We start from the raw sequence: 23,130 nt of genomic DNA on the forward strand, positions 1-23,130 counted from the left end.
CGGGAACCAGGATGTGTCGGGACGTCCGGGACTGCGGACGAGTGCGATGCGAAAATTAATCATCCCGTACGGTGTCAGCCCGGCGCGGCGAAGATCCGTGGCAGTGACCCTGCAGTACGAGAAGGTGGGCACCATCGGGGAGGTAGAACTCCGAAGATATCCGAAACTGCTGGTGGCGTGCGCACCCCGGGTCTCGGACTACGAGGCCCACATGATCCTGTATCGTTACTTCTCCGGCAGGAACCGGGGGAACGAACGTCTCGAGATGACAGCGCCGGTGATCTCCGACGAGGATCGGATGTGCTTCGTGATCCCCTCCGGGATCTCCCGCGAGAAGGTTCCGGAACCGCTGGACGACCGGATCCGGATCCTGGAGATGCCGGAACGGGAGATAGCGGCACTGCGGTTTTCAGGGCACGCCGACGAACCTCTGGTGGCCCGGGAGACGGTCCGCCTCCTATCCATGCTTCGGGAATCCGGGTACAACATCGCGGGATCACCCTTCCTGATGCGCTACAACCCCCCGACCGTAGCCGGACCGCGGAGGCGGAACGAGGTGGCAGTCGAGATCCGGCGGGTGTAGAGGGGACCGCAGAACCTCGACGATACTCCGTGTCGGCTACCTTCATCCGGTGCCGATGCCCCTCTCCTGAGCGGGGGGGCGTTAAAAAAGGGGTGAACGGGGAGAAGATGCCCGTCCGCGCGCCCATCAACCGCTGATGACCGGTCGGGCTTCTAGAAGGACGCCCCCGCGCCCATCTGCTGCGGTGTCTCTTCGGGGGTCATATTGGCCGTCATGTTGGCAACCGGTCCGGTCACGGCTCCGGGGGGTACGCTCTGGCATACCTGCGTCAGATTCTTGAGAGTGAAGTTCTCCGCCGTGACATTGAAGGGCGCCTCGAGGATCGTACCGTTGACCATGACGGGCGTGTCGGTGGGCGGCCATTCAAAGGCACCCGGCTGCCCGAGATCCAGGTGCAGTTCGGCGATGAGCGTATCCGTCGCCGTCACGGAATCGATGAGGACCGTTACATTCTGGGTCGTACCGGGCTGGACGGGTGCGAATCCCACGAGTCCTCCGGGCTCCCCGAGGAGGCTGTTGTGGATCGCCACCCATCCGCTGGTGTTGATGGAGACGTTCTCGACAACGACCGTTGCGAATGTGGCGTTGCCCGTGATGGTCTGATCGGTCACGGTGATAGCCGGCGTTACATTCATGGTCACGTTCGCTCCGGGAGTTTCGTTCGCTCCCGGTGTCACGTTCGTCACGTTCTCCTCCCCGTTCTGGGCGTATGCGATGCCCGCAACGGAGAGGAGCAGAGCCGCAACGAAGATCAGTTTCAGTATTCTCATGCTCTTCCTCCTGATACCGATTTGTCTGCCTCGACCGCACTCGAGCCCTGCTGCGGGGTCGACAGGAACGGCGCGAATCCCCTCCGGGGGTGTCGCATCCCCCGCAGGACAACCCGCACGGGGAACTGACACCCGCACGGGGGATCGGTCTCCATGATCGCACACCTTTATAGCGTTTTGGGTGCTTCGGCGGGGTATTGCCAGATTCCCGGAAAGCCGGGGAGGCATGGCAATGCTATTCTGCCGGAACGACAGCAACGGGGAACCGGAGCCGGTCGAAATCCCGGGCTGCCCCGAAGCCCCCCACAGCCCTTCTCGACCTCATGGATTGGGTCCCGGTGCGGGGGGTAGAGCTTCGCATGGACGGGAATGATGACAGGGGGCGAACCTCCTCCGGAATCCCTGCGCAGGGAGTTGCGGAACGCGACCATGCAGAAGCTCCTGCCCCGGAAGAACCGGGAGACGGGAATGCGGGGGGATGCGATGGTTCCCGCCGGAATATGTTCTGCTCCGCAGCACCCCGCAGAGTGCGATAGACTCCGACACTCGAGATGCCGGATTTCGGATCCTGGTGGCCGCTGCGTATCCCGCTTCTGTATCTCGCAGGGCTGGAGGAGGGGGGCGGGGCGGGCGCTCCCGCCTCAGAGGCGGATCTTGCGGAACAGATAGGCTCCGCTCACCGTCGTCGCCAGGGCGAAGGTCCCGAGGACCGCCAGGCTCATGATCGGGTTCACCTGCGAGACGCCCGACAGCCCGTAGCGGATCCCCTCCACCCCGTAGGTGAGGGGATCCAGGAGCGTAACCGGCGCCGCCCAGGAGGGCAGGCTGCTGATGGGGAAGAGGGCGCCCGACAGCCCGAAGATGGGGAAGACCACGAAGTTCATGATCAGCTGGAACCCGTGCATGTCCTCCATGCGGGATGCGATGGCGATGCCGAACGCGGTGAACGAGATCCCGATCAGCACCATGAACAGGATCGCGATCAGGAATCCGGGCGGGCTGGCAATCCGGAGCCCGACAGCGAGCGACAGCACGAGAATGATCATCCCCTGGATGAAGGCGGTGGTCGCCCCTCCAAGAGTCTGCCCGAGCATGATCTCCAGGCGGGAGACCGGCGCGACCAGGGTCTCTTTCAGAAACCCGAACTGCTTGTCCCAGATGATCTGGATCCCGGCAAAGACCGAGGTGAATAGCACGCTCATCGCGACGATGCCCGGGATCAGGAACTGGATATAGTCCGCCCCGAACTCCGGGATATGGACGACCGAGTTCAGTCCGAACCCCAGGAAGAGCAGGAAGAAGAGCGGCATGCTGACGCTGCCGATGATCCGGCTCTTCGAGCGGAGGAACCGCTTCAGGCTCCGCAGCCAGATGGTGTAGACGATGTCCATCAGGACCGCCTCTGCCGCCGCTGGAAAGCGCGTATCATCTCTTTCGCGTCCGTCTCCTGCGCGCGGATTGTCTTGCCGGTGAAGTGGAGGAAGACGTCCTCGAGCGTGGGTTTGTGGATCGCGATCGACTCGATCGGAACGTTCTCCCGGCTGAGCAGGGTCACGATGGCGCTGAGGTGCTCCTCCGCGTTCTGGAGGCCGATTGAAACGGTGCCGTCGTGCTGCTCCAGGCGGGCGACCCAGGGTTCGCGCAGGGTCGCAGCAACCCCCTCGGGGCTGGGGGTGCGGATGGTCACCACATCCCTGCCGATGCTGTTTTTCAGGCTCTCCGGCGTCCCGAGGGCGACGATCCGTCCGTGGTCGATGATCGCCACGCGGTCGCAGAGGCGGTCCGCCTCCTCCATGTAGTGCGTGGTGAGGATGATCGTGATCCCCTTCTCCCGGCTGAGCCGGGCGATGTACTCCCAGATGAGGTTCCGGGTCTGCGGGTCCAGCCCGAGCGTCGGTTCGTCCAGGAAGAGCACGCGGGGGTGGTGCAGCAGCCCGCGGGCGATCTCCAGGCGCCGCCGCATCCCCCCGGAGAAGGTCTTGACGGGGTCGTCTTTCCTCTCCTCGAGACCCACCAGCCCCAGGAGTTCGGCGATCCGCTGACGGCGGATCTCGCCCGGGATGCGGTAGAGCCGCCCGTGGAAGTCCATGTTCTCGTAGGCGGTGAGCTCCTCGTCCAGGCTCGGATCCTGGAAGACAACCCCGATCGACCGCCGCACGCCGTCCTCGTCGCGCTCTATGTCCAGGCCGTTCACGGTGGCCGTACCCGCCGTGGGCTTGAGCATGGTGGCGAGCATGGAGATCGTGGTGGTCTTGCCGGCCCCGTTCGGGCCGAGCAGCCCGAAGATCTCCCCCGGCTCGATCTCGAAGGAGATGCTGTCCACCGCGGTCAGGCTGTCGTAGCGTTTGGTTAGGTTCTCAACGCGTATGGCTGCAGGCATTGTTCCTCTTCAGTTCCTCAAGACAGTGTTCCAGAATTCTTTCAGCGTGGCCTTCCTTTCCGGGGGGACACTCCTCCAGTGCGCCCTGGATTTCGTTCTGAAGGGCTTTTATGCGGGAATTCTCGGCTCCGAAGATGTCGAGGATGAGGTTTCTGTACGCCTCCATCCTCTTGTGCGACTCCTTTCCCCGCTCCCGTATAGCGCGCAGCGTGGCTCTCCCCTTCGGCGTCGGTCCGTAGAGGGTGCGGGAACGTTTCCCGGTAGCCAGCACGGCGATCAGGCGTTCCTCCTCCAGCTGGTGAAGCACCGGGTAGAGAGTCCCCTTGCTCGGGATCCACTGGCCGCCGCTCCTCTCCGCGATCTCCCTCCGGATATCGTAACCGGATTTCGGGCCCTGCTGGAGGGCGTGGAGGACGAACAGCGCCAGCAGACTCCGCCTCTTGCCGCTATGGGATCCGAACTTCAACAGGCTGGGCATGGAATAGTCCGTTTTCGAACTGTCATCACGTATGGAGCGGGGGAGGAGATAAAAAGCGATCGCCCCCTTTCCAAATCCTGATCACCCGTCAGGGCGACGCGCCGAATTCACGGATGCTGCCGCGCACGCAGCTGGCGAAGACGCCGAAGGTGCAGAGAGCGGTAAGGATCAGGAAGACGACCTGCATGCTGGTGAGATTGAGAGGGTAGACCCCGGGGGTCACCTGCACCCGCCCCAGAACGAGCGAGAAGACCATCGGGACGGCTGGCTGCGCGGCCAGGATCAGTCCGGCCGCTGCAGGGCTCAGGCGCGGGGGTGCGGGAGATAGAGGGCGAGGAACCGACGGTATAGGTCGGCGCGCATCGATCAGGGCGGCGAGGCTCGAGAAGGAGGATCCGGCGTTTCCCGGGAAGATGCGGATGTCGGGGACCGGGCTGTCGCACCGCAGCTCCCACCCCCAGGAAGCCTGCGAGGATGAACGTCCCGAGCGTGATACTGGCCGCTGTCAAGGGGTCCGGGACGGCGGCCAGCCCGTACATCACGCCGGAGAGGGCGCCGGCGCAGAGAATCGAGTCCGGCAGGTCGAACCGCGCACCCGCTGCCGCGATCCACCCCGTCTGCACTCTCCGAACGGTGAGCCCGAGGACCGGCAGGCCCAGCGGGACGATCGCAAAGAAGATGCTCCGCCAGGCGATGTACTCCGTCAGGATGCCCCCGGTGAACGGACCGGATGGCAGACCGGCATAGACCGAGTCGAGCGTGATCCCCGGCGCTACAGGGCAGCACGCAACCGGTGCAGTCGGACCTCCCGGAGCAAGGGCCTGCCAGGTCTGCGGAAGAGATAATTTGCGGAGCCAGACGGTGCCCGTTCGGGCGGTTCCCTCCGGGATCGCGAAGCATATTCGGCGGGAACACTCCGAATGTTCTTTGGATGGGTTTGTCTGCATGGTGGATCTCAACCGTTACGGCACGGCGTACCTGGCCGGGATGCGGGAGAGGGAGCGGGACGAGATTGCCCGTCTCGAGGAGCGTGCGGAGAGACGGTGGGAAGACCTGGAGCTCGTATCAAAAACGTCGGCACCATGTACGACGAAATTCTGACGCTCGGGGAGAGACTGGCAGACATGCTGGCCGATTTTACCGGCAGCTGGCTCTTTATCGGGCTGTTATTATTGGGCCTCATCGCCTGGACCGCGATCAATGCCGCTCTGCTCATGATCCGTCCGATCGATCCCTACCCCTTCATCCTGCACAACCTCATCCTCTCCTGCATCGCGGCTATCCGGGTCCCGGCTATCATGGTGAGCCAGAAGCGCGAAGAGGTCCGTGACCGCCTCCCTGCCGAGCAGGACTACCAGGTGAACCTGAAGGCGGAGAGGGAGATCGACCTCCTGCACGAGAAGAATGATCGTCTCCTCCACGAGCAGGGGGAGGGAGGCTGCTCGGGATCCAGAAGATCCAGGTGGACCTGAGGGAGGAGTTGGCCCGGCAGATGGACGCAGCCGCATCGGCAGCCCCTATGCAGTCCGCAGAGCCATCCTCTTGAATATGCAGGCATGTACGGAGTTGGTTTCCGGCTCGGCCCGGTAGTGTTTCGAAAGAGCCAGATCTTCCAGGCATTCTCCGGTGCGGACTCGGGCGAAGCACCTGGGACTGCCCTCCAGGTGCCCCGATACCCTGCGGGCAGTGGTTCGCCGGAAGCATATGTCCGGTTATTCGTTCTTTTCCTGTGTTCCCGTGGCATCGAGGCGGATGTCCGCAGGGATTCCGAAGACATCGCGTCCTCTCTTACGCCATCCGACCTAAAAGAGCGGGCAATTCCATCGCCTTCCCTCATCAGGCTGCGAAATGCCTGCAGAACGGCACGGATGGCCGTTCCCCGGTTTCAAAGCGATGGCAAAATACAATCCGCAGCCGGCTGTTCTCGAAGGGCGAGGGTGGCGGCGGTAGAGGGGTCTTGCCGCATGCTGACGGATGGGGCGGTTGTGGCCGCGAATGCTTTTTATATTCGGGATCCCTCAAGATGACCTGCAGGTGAATGACATGGCATGGAGAGGGCCACCCTATGGGTTCCGTCGGCAGTTCGACGAGATCATGGCGGAGATGCAGCGCCGATTCGACGAGATGATGACCGGGCTCGGGGAGTTCGGGCAGCAGGCCGGAAGGCAGGCGGGACGGATGCTCCCCGCGCTCCGCAGCGCCGAGATGCATGTCGATGTGCGGGAGCACGGCGACGAAGTGATGGTGGTCGCCGATCTCCCGGGCGTGGAGCGGGAGGATATCTCGATCCGGCTCCTCGATCCCCGGACGCTGCACCTAGCCACGCGGCGGGAACGGACGGTGGCGCAGGAGGAGGGGGGTTACTACCTGCGGGAGCGCACCTACGGGGCGATGTCGAGGACCATCCTCCTGCCGGCCGAGGTCGCCGAGGAGGGGGCGCAGGCGACGTTCCGGAACGGCGTGCTGGAGGTACGGCTGAAGAAGACGCCCGAAGCCCGCGGAAAGGAGATCCCCCTTGCCTGATGGAGCGGGATGGCGGAAGGGGCTTCCCGCACGATCGGGCCGGGGCCGCTCCAGGAGTCCGTGAGCGGGAATCATCCCGCGGACTCCCCCCGCGGGATCCGCCGGCATGCAGACGGCGCAGAAGGAGAACGCGGAGTCGATCGGGCCCGCAGCAGGTCCGAACCCCGAACGGAAAAGCGGCAGAGGATCTGCGGAAGCGCATGATGCGTGCGTAGCCGCCCGGAAACAGTCCGGGTGATGCGGGGTGCCGAATCGGTGCGGGCAGACGATCGCGATCAGTCTCCCTGCAGCCTGCCGCCTTTTCCGGCCGTTCAAGGCCCTCCTGCGAGGAGAGCGATAACGGTTGCGCCTCGTGGGGGAAAGGGCGATCCGGCACTGTCCGCCCGATCGTGCACGGCGCGATGCCAGCTTCTTCCGATCGGGGGGCATACCGGCGCGATCGGATGCCGCCGCCGGTCCCTGCGGACTGCCTGCCGGTAAGTGCGTTCCCGGGATGTGTGCGATTGGTGGATCCGCCAACCGGTGACCCCCGATACGAGGGCGGTTCGCCGTATCCAGGGGGCACTGGTGGGGGGTGCCGTCAGGATCGGGAATGCTCCCGTTTGGGAGAGAATTTGAGGCGGGGATGCCCCCCCTCTCCCGGGCAAAGGAGGCGCCAAGCCCGATACCCCGGGGGCGCAGCACTCCGATGCGATTTCGCGGTCCATCCGATCCGCACAGGATCGGCCCCCGGGGGGGGGAGTGGGCGTCTTTTCGTCCATCCCTGCAGACGCCCCTGCCAGGTCCGGTTCATCCCGCCGATCGGAGCCTGCGCCAGCGGGATGCGGCCATCTCCGATCTCGCAGGAAGTGTTCGGGCTCGACCGATCGCCATCCTGCTCCCCGCGTACAGCCCCCTTTTCGCCGGGGGTACACCTTCCTCAACCAGAATCCCTGCTCCTTCCGTGCGATGCGAAATGGACGGCCATCTCTCCACGGCTCCCTGCAGGATCCTTTCCCATCCCCCGAGAAGGGGCCGCAGAGTGCGGAAGCGGATCTTCCAGGGGATGGTCCCGCCCTCCCGTGGCGCAGTTCATGCTCGCGGTCGGGGTGCGGAGTCGCCACCGCCGCAAAGGATATCAGGAAGGAGATGCATCAGGAATCAGGATGCGAACATGATAATCGATCCGGTATGTCAGAAGGAATTGAACGGGGATATCGTCCCCCTGTCCAGCCGATACCGAGGTGTGACCTACTACTTCTGCGATCTCAGCTGCAAGAAGCAGTTTATCATGAATCCGGAGCGCTACTGCGAGAGTATGCAGATGTCATCCGGGGTGATCGCGGTGCCGCTGCACGAGGATCAACGGGCCGTCCCGCTGTGAAGGGATTCCGGAATCTCGATACCCTGTTTTCATCGAGAGTCCTCGGCGGCAGCGCGGAAGGAGAGGACTGTCCTGTTGGCAGCCCGGATCGAGAGCCAGTCTCCGTACATCGCATACTCCTCCGCCGATCCGAGGAGATCGAGGAATACGGCCTCCTGGGCCGCGACAGGCGCCGGACAGGATCTGCTGCTGGCGACCCGCACCGCTCCCACCCTGATCGCAGGGCCGTTGCTGGCGAATTCCGCGGCGTACTGGTTGCACCCACCGGAACCCGTCACCCGTCCGTCCGCCGAGAAGACCGCCGTGACCGTCGAACCGGCGCGGGGCAGGACCACGGCATTGTCGGAGGCATAGCTCTCAAGCACCCAGACCGTGCCGCTGAACGGCCGTGGGTCGGGCCCGGTGTCCTCCTCCATTACGAGGAGCGCTGACCCGTCCGCGGACATGAGTGTCAGACGCCCCCCGTCGATGCGGTATTTCTCCACGGCTGCCAGCAGGTCCAGGTAGGCGCTCTCCTGGTCCATGACCCCCTGCTCCACGCAGTGGATTTCTGTCTGCCCGATCGGATCGAATCGGAGCGACGAATCCCGGATGGTGTACTCTGCGAAGTAGACGTTGCATCCCGAGGAACCTGACGCCAGGGAACCTTCGAAGCGAAGGGTGATCGCCGTTCCGTTCAGGACGCCAGTGGGAACGCCGTCGTCCCGATAGGAGACGAGACTCCAGCCGCGGGAGGTCAGTTCTGATGCGCCGCCTTCCGTCGGCAGCGGCACCACGCATCCGCTGCCGAATATGGTCGCCGCTGCCAGTACCGCCAGGATGATCAGGGCTTCCGCCCCTTCGGACCGCAGGGCATGCATAGGGATATCCTTGCAATCGCTATTAGATAAACGCTGCTTTGCCCCCTAGAGGATCAGCGAGACGAGACCGAGAGCGGCTGCCATCACCACCGCGGATGCAACCGTCCAGCCGAAGATCATGACGGCGACCGAGATCGGGCGATCGAACCGCAGGATCCAGGCCACGATGGGAGTGCCGTAGAGGGCGATCCCCGGGATCCAGATGGTGGGGATGAGCATCAGCACACCGAACCGCTTGAGTACCGGGTACTGGAGGATCCGCTCGTCGATCCTCTGGATCCATCCCTGGAACCGCCGGGATTGCTGCGCGAAGATGTCGAGCGCATAGAACACACCCAGCATGACTGCAACGGCGACCGAGGTGGTGAGGACCAGCACCAGAATCGGGTGGATCCCGAACCCCAGCCCCACCGCGGCCGCCGCTGCCTGCAGGAGGAGCGTCGATCCGACGAGGGAGAGCACGACCGGCGGGGCGATGCCGAATATGAGGCCGAGCCCAAGCGGAAGGACCAGCAGAAAGAGGGGAACGAGGATTGCTGCCCGCAGGATCAGGAAGTAGCACCCTCGGCGGGAGAACTGCCGTATGCAGGCCCGAAGGGCGGGAACACCGTGCATGCCCGGCACTGTAGCGCAGCCCCTGTATAGAACCCTTGCCCCGAACGGCACGGCGCCCACGACCCCCGAAGCCCGGCATCCCGTCCCGGGAAGAGCTGGCCTTCAGGTGTGGGGACGGGTGCCATCCGCCGGGTACAGTGCACGAGCCTCCCGATCCGTCTCGGATACCTCCTCCTCGTACCGACAGAAACTGCACAGGAAATGCCAGACGGGGCCTCGGGCTCCCGGTACGATCTCCAGCAGGGTCCTCTCCTCGGATCCGCAGATAGGGCACCGGAATGGGTTGTACACGACTCCTCTCCGCTCAGGTGTGATGCGGGCTCCCTCCCGGCCACACCTCTGATCACTGTCTCGACGGCGCACCCGCCGCCCCCAGTGCCGCGCGGCAGCCGAACTCCCGGTGCAGAGAACTGATAGCGGGGAGCGGGATTGCGGATCTGCACCCGCGCGGCTGCCGCGGGATCGGCAGGCAGGCCCGTGCGGATCGACCGGATTCCGGCAGATCCCACGGAGGGTTATCGTATCCGTCCAAACTCCTGGCTTGCGTCGATGGCGGAACTGTACTCCCGCTCCTCGAACTGCTGCAGCGGTTCCAGGGCCTCAGGAGAGGCGCCGTGCTCCCGCGCCCTGGCGATTCAGCCCCTGCTTGTCGGAGGGGCAGTCCACGCCCCTGAGGGACTGCTGCAGGTCGGCGGCGATCAGACGGGTATGGGCGGCTCCTGCATGCCGCTCCGCCCCTGCGAGGGATGCCGGCGGGGTGGCCAGCGGCATCTCCGCGGGAGGGGACGCACGGGACGCCCCTTCCGCAGGCAGCGGCTCGGCGCGGGATTCGACCGGGATCACCACCTCTCCACCGGATCGAGCCGTCTGCGTCGCACCCACGGGCGCGATCGGCGTGAGGGGCCGGATCGGGGCGATCGCCGTGGCGGCCTCCTCCCGCAGACGGGAGGGTTCCTGCACCTCCACCGGCAGCGGTCGGGCCGATCCGACCGGCGTCCAGTCACCGGCGATCGGCCGGGCGGTTCCATCGAAACCGGGCAGACGTTCAAGCCTCTCCTTCTGGATACCTGCGCAGAAGGCGCCCTGGCCCGCCTCCGGAACCAACGCCTCCCGGGGGATGGCGAACATCTTCTCCGCGACACCGAGCATGCCCCCGAAGGCGAGGGCGGCATAGACGATCGCCCCGCTGTTCAGGTCCAGCACGTAGTCGCGGACGGACCCTATCTCCTCGCCCTCCGGGTTCCGGACCCTTGCTCCCCGCATATCCTCGATTCTAACCAGCCGAAGGTGCGTTACAGCCTTCGCCCGGCCTTCCGCGATCGTCGCTACCCGCACGTCTGCCATCGCTATCTTCCCGATGTCACGGCAAGATGGGACATGACGCGGCGGAGTTCCAAATAGGTTTCGGCGCTCCCCGGGGTCCGCCGGATCCTCCCTGCAGCAGGATCAGCGGATCCTGCCGAACTCCCGGCTCACGTCGGCAGCGGAATGATACTCACGGTCCTCGAACTGCCCCAGCACCTCGATGACGGAAGACGGAGCGTCGTTCCCACGCGCGCGCCCGATCAGGTCCTGCTTCCGGGCGGGATAGTCCAGGCCCCGGAGGGCGTCTTGGAGATCGGCGGCGCTCAGATGTTCCTCCGCCGCCGTAACGCGTTCCTGCATGATCTCCGGTCGGGCCGCCGGCATCTCCTCCGTCGCAGCCACCCGCTCCTCCGCCGCAGGCCGCATCGTCCCGCGGGGCTCGGTCGCAGCGACCAGCGTCACCTCCGCGGGCTGCGAAGCCGCGATCTCCCGCTCGCGGGGCGGGATATAGGTCTCGGTCGTTGCCGGTCGCGCCGGTTCCAGAGGGCGGCGCAGCTCCTCCTCGCGCCGGGGTGCCGTCGCGTGCGGGCCGGTGATCAGCGTCCAGTCCCCCTGGCGGGGCCACTGGTTCCGGTCGAATCCGGGATCGCTCTCCAGCCTTTCCCTAGCCGCATCGATGATCACCTCCCGCTCCTCCGGGCGGAGGGTGATCGCCTCCCAGGGGATGGCAAACAGCTTCTCGCCGTAGCCGAGAATCCCTCCATATCCCAGCACTGCATAAATCACCTGGCCGCTGACAGCGTCGAGCACCAGGCTCTCGATCGCGCCGAGGTCTTCCCCGGCCGTATTCCGCACATGAGCATCCCGGATATCCCTCGTGGAGACCAGCATCTCGCCTTCTCTTCTCCGCGGTCGGATTTCTGGCGCAGTTTCTGCTCCTGCATTTACCATCTCTTCACCTCCTGCTTCGTCTGCTGCGAGCACCCGGCTCGCGTGGCAGGTTGGCGGATGGAGTCCGGCACTACATAAAGGTTGCTTCAAATATGCAGAAGGGTGTTGAGGGCTGGTCTACACGGGAACAAAAAGGATGTTATTTCTTCTGCTCCTGCTGCCTGACCTTCTCCGTTTCATGCTGCATGGAGCTCATCAGGTCCCCCATCATCCGTGGGGCACGGTCACGGAACCCGAAGAAGAAGAAGAATGCAATCGCCGCACCGACGCCCAGGCCCACGCCCCAGGCAATCGGCGTGATGAAGGTGTAGATGATCGTGAGGTCGATCAGCAGCTGCTCGAGCGCGAGGATCGCGACCACGAAGTAGAGGAACGCCCGCAGGACCATGGCGAACAGTCCCATGAACTCGATGTTCTGGGATCGCCCGTAGGAGTGCAGGAAATCCGCCAGCCAGTCGACCAGGATAAAACCCACCACCAGGATCAGGATAAAGGCGATGACGTTGGGAATGTACGCCGCGATGTTCGCCACCAGGACCGTGAGCACGGTGATCTGGAGCACCGCAATCGCCGCCAGGATGGCAATAAGATAAATGAACCACCGGACAAGGAGATCCATCAACCGGACGATACTGGTTCCGGTCTGTTCGATATACTGGCCTACGGAGGTCTTTCGAACGGCATCGTCGACTCCTATCCGATCCAGAACTTCGGCAACGACCCGGCCCAGGAATCTCCCGAGAAGCCAGCCAACGATGAGGATGATGATGGCTACCACGAGATTGGGGAGAAACGCGATGATCGAGGCGAGCGTCTCCTCGATCTGTCTCTGGACCGCGCTTATCTGAAACATCATGAGCGAAACCGTCATGGGATCACCGAGGGGGTAGTCCCTCATGGAAATATATATAGGTTTCGCAGATTCGGCCATCTAGAGGCTCTGTGAGGGGGTTATTGATGCAACGGGAGGGCAATAGCCCTTACATTCACCTTTCACGCCTCAAGATAGAGCCTATTGCACGCAGAATTCTCTATCTCCCCCGGATGGCCGTGGATCGCTCCGCCCCTCCCCGCGGAGCGGTGGCCCCCACCGCCGTATCCCACCGATCCTGGAGGGGAGACGTGAATTGAGGCATTTTAATACTGTGCAATAAGAAAATATCGCAGAATACGCAATTAAAAAGATATTTACATCTGCATTGTCAATCAAAATCTCATGAAGAAGGTTATACTCCCTTCTCTGGTTGTGTCCGCGGTAGTTCTGGCCGTCCTCTTGGCAGGATGCGCCGGCACCCAGACACAGGTTCCTGCCACGGATGCAGGAACCCCGACGACGAGCACACCCCAGATGAAGACATATAAGGTCGGCATCGACGTGCCCTACCCACCCTTCTCGTATATCGACGAGAAGGGCGTGGCCACGGGCTTCGACGTGGAGTCCATGCGCTGGATCGCCGAGAAGAAGGGCTTCAACGTAGAGTTCCAGCAGACCGCCTGGGATGGGATCATCCCGGCGCTCGAGGCCGGCAAGATCGATATCATCCACTCGGGGATGACGATCACCGAGGAGCGCGCCCAGAAGGTGAACTTCACCATCCCCTACTGGACCGTGAACCAGGACGTTGTAGCCCTGAACACATCCTCCATCACACTCGAGGACGTGCTCGCCGGAAGAGCGAAGATCGGCACGCAGCGGGGCTGTACGGCCGCCATGTGGATCGAGGAGAACCTGATCGAGAAGGGGCTGATGCCGGAGGACAACCTGAAGACCTACGATAATACGCCGCTCGCCGTGAACGATCTCGAGGCGGGACGGATCGATGCGGTCATGTACGACGACCTGGTGCTCAAGGACATCGTCGCCGGCAAACCCGTCAAGACGATAGGATTTGTCGAGACGAAGGAGCAGTTCGGGATCGCGGTGCGGAAGTCGGATGTGGAGCTCCTGAACACTCTGAACGAGGGTCTCGCGGAACTCCAGGCCGATCCCTACTGGCAGGAGCTCATCGAGAAGTACAACATGAAGTGAGCAGGTCTCTCTTCTCTTTTTCGGCAGTTCCGGGGCGCTCCGTGGGGTGCAGCAGGGCGATGGCCGGACGAAGCGGCGTGCGGGGATTCGCACCCTATATCACCCCGGAAGACGGATAGATACGGTATATCCATGCCCTCCTGGTCGCGGAACCCGCTGATCTTCGGCCTGATGACCGCCGCCCTCTTCGGCGTCGGCACGCCATTCTCCAAGCTGCTGCTCTCCGAGGTCCATCCGCTGACCCTCTCCGCCCTCCTCTACATCGGGAGCGGAATCGGGACGCTCGGGCTCCTCCTGCTGGTCACGCGCGACGGAAACGGCAGGGCGCATCGGGAGGCGGCCCTGCAGCGCGGAGACCTGCCCTGGCTCTGCGGCGTGATCGTATTTGGCGGCTTCCTGGCCCCGATCGCCCTCATGAACGGGCTCGCGAACACCCCTGCGGAGACCGCCGCCCTCCTGCTGAACTTCGAGGCGGTGGCGACGACGCTCATCGCCGCGTCTCTCTTCCGCGAGTCGATCGGGAGCAGGGTCTGGCTGGCGCTCGCGCTCGTCACGGCGTCCTGCATCATCCTCTCCTGGGACCCGCAGGCGATCGGGGGCATCTCGATCCCGGCGCTCGGAGTGATCCTCTCGACCGTCTTCTGGTCGCTCGACAACAACGTCGCCCGCAACATCTCCGCCAAGGATCCGATCGTTATCGTCTCCCTGAAGGGGCTTCTCGGTGGATCGATGGCGTTTGCCGCCGCTCTCATGCTGGGGGCGGCCTGGCCGGACCTGAACACTACCGTTGCCGCGATGATCCTCGGGTTTACCAGTTTCGGCGGGCTCACGAGCATGCTCTTCATACACGCCCTGCGGGGGATCGGCACCGCCCGATCCGCATCGCTCCTCGCCGTCTCCCCCCTCTTCGGGGTGACGGTCTCCCTGCTGATCTTCGCGGAGATCCCCGACCTGCGGTTCTTCCTGGCCGCCCCGGTCATGGCGTGCGGTGTCTACCTGCTCGTCGCCGAACGGCACTCGCACGAGCACCGCCACGAGCCGCTGATCCACGAGCACCGCCACTGCCACGACGACCTCCACCACAACCACGAGCATTCGGCAGAGACGCCTCCCCCCGGGCCCGATGGCGAGCACTCCCACCTGCACCGCCACCCCGAGCGGGTGCACGACCATCCGCACCGCCCGGATATCCACCACCGCCACCTGCACCGCAGATCGTAGGATGGGGCGGCGGGCAGCCTGCCGTGAACCCGCCCGGGGCCGCAACCGGTTGTCCGGGGGATGGGCCGGTCTGGCTGTCAGGCCAGCACGGGCGGGAAAAGGGATGGCAGTCCTGAAATTTCCGGTTACAGGGTTGCCCGGCTCTTCCCGTTGAGCATGCCGGGAATGGCGACCCTCTTCTCGAGGAGGTGGACGGCGAGCGTGGTGATGGAGACGAGCGCAAGGTATATCAGCCCGATCGCCAGGAACGTCTCGGTATAGGTGAAGTACTTCGTCGCCACCAGTTTCCCCGCCCCGCTCAGCTCGACGAGCGTGATCATGTAGGCAAGCGACGAGTACTTGATCAGATAGATGAACTCATTCGAGAGCCCGGGGATCGCCCTCCGCAATGCCTGGGGGAGCACGATCTCCCGCACGGACTGCATCCGGGTCATTCCCAGAGCCTGGGCGGCGGTGATCTGGCCTTCTTTTACCGATTTGATGCCGCCACGGATGTACTCCGAGTTGTACGCCGCGTTGCAGAGGACGAAGCCGATCACCGAGGCGACGAAGGCGTTGAAGGTGATCCCGATCGAGGGCAGCCCGAAGTAGAGGATGAAGAGCAGGAGGAGGAGCGGGGTGCCCTTGATGAATACAACGTAGGCCTTGCAGAGGCGGGAGAGGACCGGACCGCCGTACTGCCGACCGACCGCGATCCCCGTCCCGAGCAGGAGCCCGAACGGTGCAGTCCATGCGATGAGCGCGAGCGTGGTCCAGAGACCCTTTACCAGCGCCGGCCCGAGAACCACGGAGAAGTAGGTCGCCGTGTCCATCTACGCCCTCCGCTCCAGGACGTCCGAGAACTGGTTCAGGTAGCCCTTCGCCCGTGTGAACCGCGGATCATAGAGGAGGTCGTTCGGCGACCCCTGCTCCACGATCCTGCCCTTCTCCATGAAGAGGATCTCGGTCGCAACCGAGCAGGCAAACCCCATCTCGTGGGTGACGACGAGCATGGTCATCCCCTGCCGCGCGAGCTTCTTCATCACCTCCAGCACCTCCCGCGTCAGCTCCGGGTCGAGCGCGGACGTCGGTTCGTCGAACATGATCACATCAGGATCCATGGCGAGCGCACGCGCGATGGAAACCCGCTGCGCCTGCCCGCCAGAGAGTTCGGCCGGGTAGTGGTCCGCCCACTCCTCCATTCCCACCTGGCGGAGTTCGAAGAGCGCCTTCTCACGGGCCGCCTTCGGATCCATCTTCTTCACCTTGAGAAGCGCGATCTCCACGTTCCGCAGTGCCGTCAGGTGATCGAAGAGGAAGAAGTTCTGGAAGACCATCCCGATCCGCTGGCGGTAGTGGTGGATACGGTGGCCGCAGTTCGTCACCTCCTCCCCGTGCAGCCAGACCCTGCCCCGATCGGGCGGGGTGAGCTGGTTGATGCAGCGAAGAAGCGTGCTCTTCCCCGTCCCCGACGGGCCGATGAAGACCTTGGTCTCTCCCTTGTGCACCTCGAAGGAGACACCCCGCAGGATCTCCTTGTCCCCAAACGACTTGTGGATGTCCTCCACCCGCAGAATGCACCTGTCGTCTTCCATTGGATCTAGCCCTCCGTCGTCGCAAAGCCGGGAATGGCGATCCTACTCTCCGCGTAGGTGATCACCCGCATACCGGCGTAGTTCAGCAGGATAAAGATGAACGCGCACACCAGGTAGATGGGAATGGTCACGTAGGTCTGCGCCACGATCTGGGACGTCCGCGTGAGGAGTTCGGCCACGCCGATCGCATAGCAGACGGCGGAGTCGGTCAGGATCTCAGGGTACTCGTTGGACCAGCCGGGCAGCGCGATGCGGACCGCCTGCGGCAGGATGATGGAGCGGATCGCGGTGCCGCGGGGCATCCCGAGAGACATGGCGGCGATCATCTGCCCCTCCCCAATGGACTGAATCGCCCCGCGGAATATCTGGGACTGGTAGGCAGCCCCGCGAAGCCCGAGCACCACCGCTCCCACCACGAAGGCCGAGAGATCCTGAAGGCCTATGCTGGGGAAGATCCCGAAGTAGAAGAGGAAGAGCAGCACCAGGATGGGCAGACCGCGGAAGAACCATACGTAGGCGGCGGTCGCGGCCCGGATCGGCCACCCGCCGTACACCTGCGCCAGAGCCATGGGCAGCCCGAGAGTCACCCCGATGAAGAGCGCAATACCCACCAGCCCGAGGGTGACGCCGATGCCCGTCAGCAGATACGGCGTCCAGATGGAAAGGATCTCAAAAACATCCATGCATTCGTCACCCGGAAATCGCCCCGCCCGGTGTGCCAGCGGATGGAACGGGGGAATCGATAGTAATAGTGTTGTGGGGATGGAAAATATGTCTTGTTATTTTATCCTCAAAAACAGGAGATGGGCGTTCAATCCATCTCGTACTTCTGCTTCAGATCCTCCCAGTAGGGATCCGCCATCAGCTCGGTGAGCCCCTCGTTGATGGTCGCCAGGAGCTCGGGATCGGTCTTGCGGACGGCGACCCCGTAGAGCTCTCCCGTGTCGATCTCGCCGATGATGTGCAGGGGCTTACCGGCAATCGCATCGAGCATCGGCGGGGTGTCGTAGATGATCGCATCCACGCGCTTGTTCTGCAGGTCGGTGGCAGCGAGCGGGAAGCTGTCGTAGAGGACCAACCTGTTCTCCGCCATCAGGCCCTTCTCGATCAGGTTCTCCTCGACCCACATCGCTCCCGTCGTGCCCCGCTGGGCGCCTACTTTCAGGGTGCCGCCCAGGAAGTCGTCCATGGTGAAGTCCGTGTCGTCGTGGATGGAGACGGACTGGTTCACCTGCCAGTAGGGGATGCTGAAGTTCACCTGCTGGGCGCGCTCCTCGGTGATCGTCATACCGGAGTAGATCAGGTCGATCTTGCCCGCAATGAGCGAGGGGATGATTCCGTCCCAGGCAGTCGGCTGGAACGTGACCTTGAGCCCCTTCTTCTCGGCGATCCAGCGCATCGAGTCCACGTCGAACCCCGCGACGCTGCCGTCCGGGTTGACGTAGCTGTAGGGGGGATACTCTCCGTCGATGCCGACGATCAGCGTCTTCTGCTGGGGCCCCGTCGTCTGGGATGGGGTCTCTGTCTGCGTGCTGGCACAGCCCGCGACGAGGGCTGCCACTACTGCCATGAGCACCAGAACCGGAAAAAGGACTTTCCTGTTCATGATCGAACAGTACGGAGCCCACGCTATTTAGCATTTATTAAACTGATGGCTGTGTCGCACGATTGAAAATCGCCCTGTCCGTGGGTTGAAGGCGGTTCTGCTCGGGTTGCACGTCTGCCGGAGGGGTGCGGATCAGCCGTGAGATCCCGCGGTCAGGGCATCGCACACGGTTGGCATAGATTCAGGTTCGGGAGAGTGTACCGCGCTCTTCTCGGCCGCCTCCCCGGCAGTGGGCGGAACACTGGGAGAGCGGGGCTTCTGCACAGCGCCCGGTATGCCACAGCCAGCAGCACGGTTCGCCGCGAGCGGTGCAAAGCCGCCCCGAATCGTATACGGTTAAATGCCGGATCGGAGAACCTACACCCGGCAGGGATACGCGAGATGGTGTTCTGGGCAGAAAGAAGAGACCTCTCGAACAGGGAGATGGACGCGATCCGGGAGTGGATCCGGTCCGGCCACGGGGTCAATGTCTACCTGCGGGACCCGGGGCAGCTGCCCCCGGAGTACCGTACCGGGATGCGGGCGTACGTGCGTGCGCTGGATTCGGCCATCTACCGGTCGAGGCTGGACAGGGAGTCGGTCGATAGGATCCGGGCGGTGCAGGGCGGAAGGGCTCCGCAGGTGTTCAGGGGCATGGCCGGCCCGGACGCCGGGGCGGTGCTGGAGCGCGTGCGGACCGGCGTAGAGCGGTTCAGGGATGCCGGCTACCAGCCCTTCACGGCGAGGAGGGACGTCGTGACGGAGTGCATCTGGAGCGCTGCAGAGCCCCGGGTGGTGTTCGCGGTGCCCTGCACCGTGGGGGAGACCGCGCTGTACATCGGCGGGAGCGATCACGAGGTGATCTTCCCCCGGAACACCGCCTGGCGGGTCCGCAGCACCGAAGAGATCGTCCTGGCGGACGGGGTTGCCACCCTCGTGCGGATGGGGCGGGAGCCTGCAGAAGGGCAGGGCGGAGAGCGAAGAACGGCCGGAGGGGGTGTCCGATGGGCCGGAGTGAAAGGCTGATCGATACCGTGAGGGCGGTGGACGCGATCCTGGAAGCAGCCGGGATCGGCCGTCAGGAGCACCGACAGCGGTTCGTCTGGGAGAGCGGCGATCTGCAGGTGACGGGGACAGAAAATCCGGCTGAGCTGCGGAAGACGGAGCGCAAAGAGGCCCGGCGGCCGGAAGAGAGAAAGCCGGAGAGAGGGCGGCACGGATCCTGATTTCGATTCCATGCGGGCGGCAGCGTCCAAGTGGCAGTGCCAGCACCAACGCCGGTATCGGGGAGCAGGAACCCCATCCCCAGGGCTCCGCCCCCTCACGCGGATACGGCAAGCCCGCTTCTCGGGAGCACTCCCCGGGGAGTTCGGACAGGATGGCCGCCGGCTTCCGTTCCTGTACCGGGGAACAGTTCTATGAAGCAGGCCGCATCACAGGCACTCTCCCCTCGGGGCTGCCGCATCGCGGAGGTGGGCGCACCCTCTCTTCCCATTGACCGCCGGGGCGGTGCGATCAGACCTTGCGAGATCCTCCCAGGCAGAATTCGAACATTCACTCTTTTTTTGCGTCCGCCCTGCTCCGCGGTGCAGCAGGGCGGAAAGAGGAGAGGGACCGCTCGCAACGATCGGGGAGATGGGGTTGCCCCATCAGACTATCCTCCGCGGATCGGTCTCCACGTCCACGATGACGGGTCTGTTCAGGCGGATAGCCTCCAGGACCGCCCCGCGGAGCTCGGCAGGCCTCTCCACGCGGATGCCCGCTCCCCCGCAGTTCTCCGCGTAGGCGGCAAAGTCGGGGTTCGTGAGTTCGGTGCCAAAGCCGGGGTAGTGCTCCAGCTTCTGCTCCACCTGGATCATCGCCAGCTCGTGGTTGTTCAGGACGACGATGACCATCGGGAGGTCGTACTTCACCGCCGTCACGAAGTCCGCCATCGCCATGGAGAACCCGCCGTCGCCGCAGATGCAGAAGACGGTCTTCTCTGGATAGGCGAGTTTGGCGGCGATCGCCGCGGGAAACCCGTATCCCATGGTGGCCAGGTAGCCGGACATGGTGAACCGCTGCCGCTTCATCCGGAAGTTCCGTCCGAACCACCAGTGGTTCTCTCCCACGTCCACGGTGATCACCGCGTCGGGGGGAACCGTCTCGGAGAGGACCTTCATGATGTAGGGCGGGCGGATGGGAACGGCATCCGGATCGGCCTCCCGCTCCAGCAGGTCCGCCCAGGCACGCTTCATCCGGTCGATGCGGGAAAGAACGTCCTTTTCTGGCCGTGGAGCCACCCCGGCCGTCAGCCGGGGGATGACCAGGCGGCAGTTGCCCCAGAGCGGCACTCCCTTCGATCCCTTGCCCAGCCTGACCGGATTGATATCCACCTGGACGAGCGGCTTGTCCGTGGGGACGGCGGTGAGCTTCGAGAACCCGACGCCGAGCGTGATCAGGAGATCGGCCCCGTTAGCGAGTTCCCGCGCCTGCGGGGACCCGACCGAGCCCAGGATCCCGACGACCCACTCGTTGTCCTCGGGGAGAATACCCTTGGCGCGGTAGGTGGTCAGGATCGGGGCCTGGATCCGTCGCGCGAGGTCGAGCACCAGTTCTCCGTCGTTGTAGGCGCCAAATCCTGCGATGATGAGGGGATCCTCCGCCGCATCGATCGCTTCGATCGCCCTCTGCAGCTGCGCGGCGTCGGGCACGATGTGGAAGTCGGTGATGCAGGTCTCGCGGCGGCAGAATCGCACATCCAGACGCTGCTTCTGGATGTCGTTCGGGACCGAGAGCTGGGCCACACCCCGCTCCATGATTGCCGTCTTCAGCGCCCGGGTGAGCAGGAGCACCGCGACGCTCCGCTCGTAGACGGTGTTGTTGAAGACCGTGATCGGGCGGAAGAACGCGTCCTGGTCGATCTCCTGGATGTTGTAGGGTCCGGTATACTGCTTCTCCACCTGTCCGTTCAGGGAGAGGACCGCCGCCCCGTCCTCCCGGGCATCGTAGAGTCCGGTGGTCAGGTTAGTGGCCCCGGGACCGGCGATGGTGAGGCAGACGGCAATCTTTCCCGTGAGCTTGTTGTAGGCGGACGCTGCCATCGCTGCGTTCTCCTCGTGGCGGACCTGGATGTAGCGGATTTTATCGCTCTTCCGTACTGCGTCCACCAGGCCCAGGGAGGAGGAGCCGGGGATGCCGAAGACAAACTCCACATCCCAGGCCTCCAGTTCGCGGACGAGAACCTCCGAGACGGTCGTCTCCGCCACCGCGTGCACCTCTTCCCCGGGGAGGCGCTCGAATGCGTCTTTCTCCGCACCGCAGACCGGGCACCGCCAGTCATCCGGCAGACTCTCGAACGGGGTGCCCGGCAGGGTATCCGTCACCGGTTCTCCCCGCTCCTCGTCGTAGACGTAGCCGCAGACCGTGCATCGCCATAGAGCCAACCACATCTCCTCCGCTCCACCAGACAGGCGCATCATTCTATATAAATATCGGTGCGGCCGCATCCGGAGAGGACGGCGGAGTGAGGAAGGTCCGTCCTGCGGGCATCCGTTCGGGCTGCAGCCCGAATGCAGACCCCATCCTGCTCGTCGCCACCGGCAGAGATGCCTTGCTCCTTCGGGGCGGAAGCGGACGGGAGGCCGCGATCCCGCCGCGCTCCCCGTACAGCCGCCGGGAATCGTCATTTTCCCTGTAGAACGCTGCATGGCCATTCAGTGGCCATGCAGGAGGACAAATTGGGTCAAAACGGCAAATGCAGAAGAGAAAGTATATGAATCGGCAGCGGATCAACTTTGAATGAGCCGTCTATGCCTCTTTATCATGTTGAAGACGAGAAAGATAGACATATTGCTGCTATCATACGGCTCCTGAACGAAGTGGACGATCATGTGAAGCAGTTGAGGGACCTGCAGAACGTAAAGAACCGCCACCCTGCTTTTGTGATGCAGGATGCCGCAGAAATATTCGAGAAGTGTTTCTACAAGTGCCAGGTCGCCGAAGACCTGATCAAGCAGGGATATGGGCGGGCGTTCCTCAAGCGGCAGCAGAGAGACGATCTCAACCATCAGCTCGCGGAGGCGGTGCAGCGGATCATCGGACAGTCGCGGGAATCGGAGCTCCTGATGCAGGTTCTCCGCGAGCGGTTCGGCGTGGATGCGAGCGGTCAATCGTAGGAAATGCGGTCTGCCTTCCAGACCGGGCGGTGCCGGGAAGCCGCTGAGGGGGCGCAGGCACGGTTACCCGCGGGCACCGTACGGCAGGAGGACGACAGTGGCGACAGACGTTTACCTGAAATGGGATGGAAAGGATGAAGACGCCTTCCAGAGGAAGTGGCTGCAGAAGGGGGACTACAACGCCGGCGATATCGGATACCTCCACGCGCACGGGAACATGGTCAACGAGATCCGGATCCTCCACCGCCTCTTCCCCCCCGAGTACTGGGACGCGCTGGAACCCATCCCGTACGACTTCGAGGCGAACTGGAGCCGGCTGGAGACCTGGGCCCGTGTGTACCTGGCCGCGGCGCTCACCGGACGGGTGATCGATCCGCACCGGGAAGGAGTGCAGGATCTGCACGGGTTCTGCGTCCTTCTCTCGGAGTTCCTGCAGGGGCTCGAACAGGATGCAGGGATCGACACCGCCGCCACCCTCCCGGGAGATCTGAACTACTCCGTGATGTGGCTCAACTCTCTCTACAACTTCTTTCACCTGGGGTTCACGCTCCAGAAGAGCGGCAGGGATCCGAAGATCTTCATCTGCTGAAAACCAGATGCGGAAATTTCGATCGTCCATACGCTGGACGAGCCGGAAACATATTTTATATCTATTATTTAAATATATTCTTATTTCGAATAATTAATATTTCAATATATTATCATTTTTAATTAGATATTAAGACATATTTGAGAA

27 protein-coding genes are annotated in these 23,130 nt (G+C 63.6%); 12 read left to right on the plus strand and 15 right to left on the minus strand.

All coding sequences use genetic code 11. The features are described from left to right. Positions 1–46: 46 nt before the first annotated feature. A complete protein-coding gene (locus QMC96_01700) occupies positions 47–583 on the plus strand; it encodes a heme-binding protein (GenBank protein MDI6875467.1) in 537 nt (178 codons plus the stop codon). Positions 584–735: 152 nt separating this feature from the next. On the opposite strand, the gene QMC96_01705 is transcribed toward QMC96_01700, so the two are convergent. From QMC96_01705 to QMC96_01725, 5 genes are all read right to left on the minus strand, one after another. Beyond that, positions 736–1,353: a hypothetical protein gene (locus tag QMC96_01705; GenBank protein MDI6875468.1), complete on the minus strand. Its 618-nt coding sequence runs from the start codon at positions 1,351–1,353 to the stop codon at positions 736–738. A 641-nt stretch (positions 1,354–1,994) separates the two neighbouring features. Further along, entirely contained in the window at positions 1,995–2,744 is a 750-nt protein-coding gene (locus QMC96_01710; GenBank protein MDI6875469.1) for an ABC transporter permease, read from the minus strand. Beyond that, complete coding sequence (locus QMC96_01715; protein ID MDI6875470.1) at positions 2,744–3,733, minus strand: ATP-binding cassette domain-containing protein; 990 nt, start codon at positions 3,731–3,733, stop codon at positions 2,744–2,746. Before QMC96_01715 ends, QMC96_01710 begins: the two co-directional genes overlap by 1 nt. Continuing rightward, positions 3,711–4,211 carry a PadR family transcriptional regulator gene (locus QMC96_01720; GenBank protein MDI6875471.1) on the minus strand — a complete coding sequence of 167 codons (501 nt, stop codon included), beginning with the start codon at positions 4,209–4,211 and terminating at the stop codon, positions 3,711–3,713. Before QMC96_01720 ends, QMC96_01715 begins: the two co-directional genes overlap by 23 nt. A gap of 88 nt (positions 4,212–4,299) precedes the next feature. Further along, the gene (locus QMC96_01725; GenBank protein MDI6875472.1) at positions 4,300–4,467 is read right to left on the minus strand and encodes a hypothetical protein; all 168 of its coding nucleotides are present in this window, start codon (positions 4,465–4,467) and stop codon (positions 4,300–4,302) included. Between the two features lie 218 nt (positions 4,468–4,685). Between QMC96_01725 and QMC96_01730 the strand changes: the two genes are divergently transcribed. The 5 genes from QMC96_01730 to QMC96_01750 all read left to right on the plus strand — a co-directional run bounded on the left by QMC96_01730 (position 4,686) and on the right by QMC96_01750 (position 8,097). Next, entirely contained in the window at positions 4,686–4,958 is a 273-nt protein-coding gene (locus QMC96_01730) for a hypothetical protein (protein ID MDI6875473.1), read from the plus strand. 180 nt (positions 4,959–5,138) lie between these two features. Beyond that, the gene (locus QMC96_01735) at positions 5,139–5,312 is read left to right on the plus strand and encodes a hypothetical protein (protein MDI6875474.1); all 174 of its coding nucleotides are present in this window, start codon (positions 5,139–5,141) and stop codon (positions 5,310–5,312) included. Beyond that, positions 5,294–5,683 carry a DUF1003 domain-containing protein gene (locus QMC96_01740; GenBank protein ID MDI6875475.1) on the plus strand — a complete coding sequence of 130 codons (390 nt, stop codon included), beginning with the start codon at positions 5,294–5,296 and terminating at the stop codon, positions 5,681–5,683. The genes QMC96_01735 and QMC96_01740 overlap by 19 nt, the downstream gene beginning before the upstream one ends. Before the next feature lie 571 nt (positions 5,684–6,254). After that, positions 6,255–6,734: an Hsp20/alpha crystallin family protein gene (locus tag QMC96_01745; GenBank protein MDI6875476.1), complete on the plus strand. Its 480-nt coding sequence runs from the start codon at positions 6,255–6,257 to the stop codon at positions 6,732–6,734. 1,153 nt (positions 6,735–7,887) lie between these two features. Further along, entirely contained in the window at positions 7,888–8,097 is a 210-nt protein-coding gene (locus QMC96_01750) for a YHS domain-containing protein (GenBank protein MDI6875477.1), read from the plus strand. A gap of 29 nt (positions 8,098–8,126) precedes the next feature. Here the strand turns inward: QMC96_01750 and QMC96_01755 are convergent, their stop codons facing one another. The 5 genes from QMC96_01755 to QMC96_01775 all read right to left on the minus strand — a co-directional run bounded on the left by QMC96_01755 (position 8,127) and on the right by QMC96_01775 (position 12,726). Next, positions 8,127–8,957 carry an META domain-containing protein gene (locus tag QMC96_01755; protein ID MDI6875478.1) on the minus strand — a complete coding sequence of 277 codons (831 nt, stop codon included), beginning with the start codon at positions 8,955–8,957 and terminating at the stop codon, positions 8,127–8,129. Positions 8,958–9,002: 45 nt separating this feature from the next. Continuing rightward, positions 9,003–9,572, minus strand: a complete 570-nt coding sequence (locus QMC96_01760; GenBank protein ID MDI6875479.1) for a hypothetical protein — start codon at positions 9,570–9,572, stop codon at positions 9,003–9,005. Between the two features lie 600 nt (positions 9,573–10,172). Further along, the gene (locus QMC96_01765) at positions 10,173–10,916 is read right to left on the minus strand and encodes a PRC-barrel domain-containing protein (protein MDI6875480.1); all 744 of its coding nucleotides are present in this window, start codon (positions 10,914–10,916) and stop codon (positions 10,173–10,175) included. Positions 10,917–11,018: 102 nt separating this feature from the next. Next, positions 11,019–11,768: a DUF2795 domain-containing protein gene (locus QMC96_01770; protein MDI6875481.1), complete on the minus strand. Its 750-nt coding sequence runs from the start codon at positions 11,766–11,768 to the stop codon at positions 11,019–11,021. Positions 11,769–11,967: 199 nt separating this feature from the next. After that, a complete protein-coding gene (locus tag QMC96_01775) occupies positions 11,968–12,726 on the minus strand; it encodes a hypothetical protein (protein ID MDI6875482.1) in 759 nt (252 codons plus the stop codon). A 318-nt stretch (positions 12,727–13,044) separates the two neighbouring features. Here QMC96_01775 and QMC96_01780 point away from each other — a divergent pair, with 318 nt between their 5' ends. Further along, positions 13,045–13,857: an ABC transporter substrate-binding protein gene (locus QMC96_01780; protein ID MDI6875483.1), complete on the plus strand. Its 813-nt coding sequence runs from the start codon at positions 13,045–13,047 to the stop codon at positions 13,855–13,857. A 132-nt stretch (positions 13,858–13,989) separates the two neighbouring features. Further along, entirely contained in the window at positions 13,990–15,078 is a 1,089-nt protein-coding gene (locus QMC96_01785; protein ID MDI6875484.1) for an EamA family transporter, read from the plus strand. A 125-nt stretch (positions 15,079–15,203) separates the two neighbouring features. Here QMC96_01785 and QMC96_01790 read toward each other — a convergent pair whose 3' ends face one another. The 4 genes from QMC96_01790 to QMC96_01805 all read right to left on the minus strand — a co-directional run bounded on the left by QMC96_01790 (position 15,204) and on the right by QMC96_01805 (position 18,258). Continuing rightward, a complete protein-coding gene (locus QMC96_01790) occupies positions 15,204–15,890 on the minus strand; it encodes an amino acid ABC transporter permease (GenBank protein ID MDI6875485.1) in 687 nt (228 codons plus the stop codon). Continuing rightward, positions 15,891–16,652: an amino acid ABC transporter ATP-binding protein gene (locus QMC96_01795; protein ID MDI6875486.1), complete on the minus strand. Its 762-nt coding sequence runs from the start codon at positions 16,650–16,652 to the stop codon at positions 15,891–15,893. Between the two features lie 5 nt (positions 16,653–16,657). Beyond that, the gene (locus tag QMC96_01800) at positions 16,658–17,335 is read right to left on the minus strand and encodes an amino acid ABC transporter permease (protein MDI6875487.1); all 678 of its coding nucleotides are present in this window, start codon (positions 17,333–17,335) and stop codon (positions 16,658–16,660) included. Positions 17,336–17,463: 128 nt separating this feature from the next. After that, on the minus strand, positions 17,464–18,258 hold the full coding sequence (locus QMC96_01805; protein ID MDI6875488.1) for a transporter substrate-binding domain-containing protein: 795 nt from the start codon (positions 18,256–18,258) through the stop codon (positions 17,464–17,466). Positions 18,259–18,639: 381 nt separating this feature from the next. Here QMC96_01805 and QMC96_01810 point away from each other — a divergent pair, with 381 nt between their 5' ends. Together QMC96_01810 and QMC96_01815 are read left to right on the plus strand one after the other, a co-directional pair. After that, positions 18,640–19,263: a hypothetical protein gene (locus tag QMC96_01810; GenBank protein MDI6875489.1), complete on the plus strand. Its 624-nt coding sequence runs from the start codon at positions 18,640–18,642 to the stop codon at positions 19,261–19,263. Beyond that, the gene (locus tag QMC96_01815; protein ID MDI6875490.1) at positions 19,242–19,463 is read left to right on the plus strand and encodes a hypothetical protein; all 222 of its coding nucleotides are present in this window, start codon (positions 19,242–19,244) and stop codon (positions 19,461–19,463) included. Before QMC96_01810 ends, QMC96_01815 begins: the two co-directional genes overlap by 22 nt. 423 nt (positions 19,464–19,886) lie before the next feature. Here the strand turns inward: QMC96_01815 and QMC96_01820 are convergent, their stop codons facing one another. Then, positions 19,887–21,698, minus strand: a complete 1,812-nt coding sequence (locus tag QMC96_01820) for a thiamine pyrophosphate-binding protein (protein ID MDI6875491.1) — start codon at positions 21,696–21,698, stop codon at positions 19,887–19,889. Positions 21,699–22,028: 330 nt separating this feature from the next. Between QMC96_01820 and QMC96_01825 the strand changes: the two genes are divergently transcribed. After that, the gene (locus tag QMC96_01825; protein MDI6875492.1) at positions 22,029–22,394 is read left to right on the plus strand and encodes a hypothetical protein; all 366 of its coding nucleotides are present in this window, start codon (positions 22,029–22,031) and stop codon (positions 22,392–22,394) included. A gap of 97 nt (positions 22,395–22,491) precedes the next feature. Then, on the plus strand, positions 22,492–22,983 hold the full coding sequence (locus QMC96_01830; protein MDI6875493.1) for a hypothetical protein: 492 nt from the start codon (positions 22,492–22,494) through the stop codon (positions 22,981–22,983). Positions 22,984–23,130 lie beyond the last annotated feature (147 nt).

It is taken from the genome of Methanomicrobiales archaeon, assembly GCA_030019205.1.
Taxonomy (GTDB): domain Archaea; phylum Halobacteriota; class Methanomicrobia; order Methanomicrobiales; family JACTUA01; genus JASEFH01.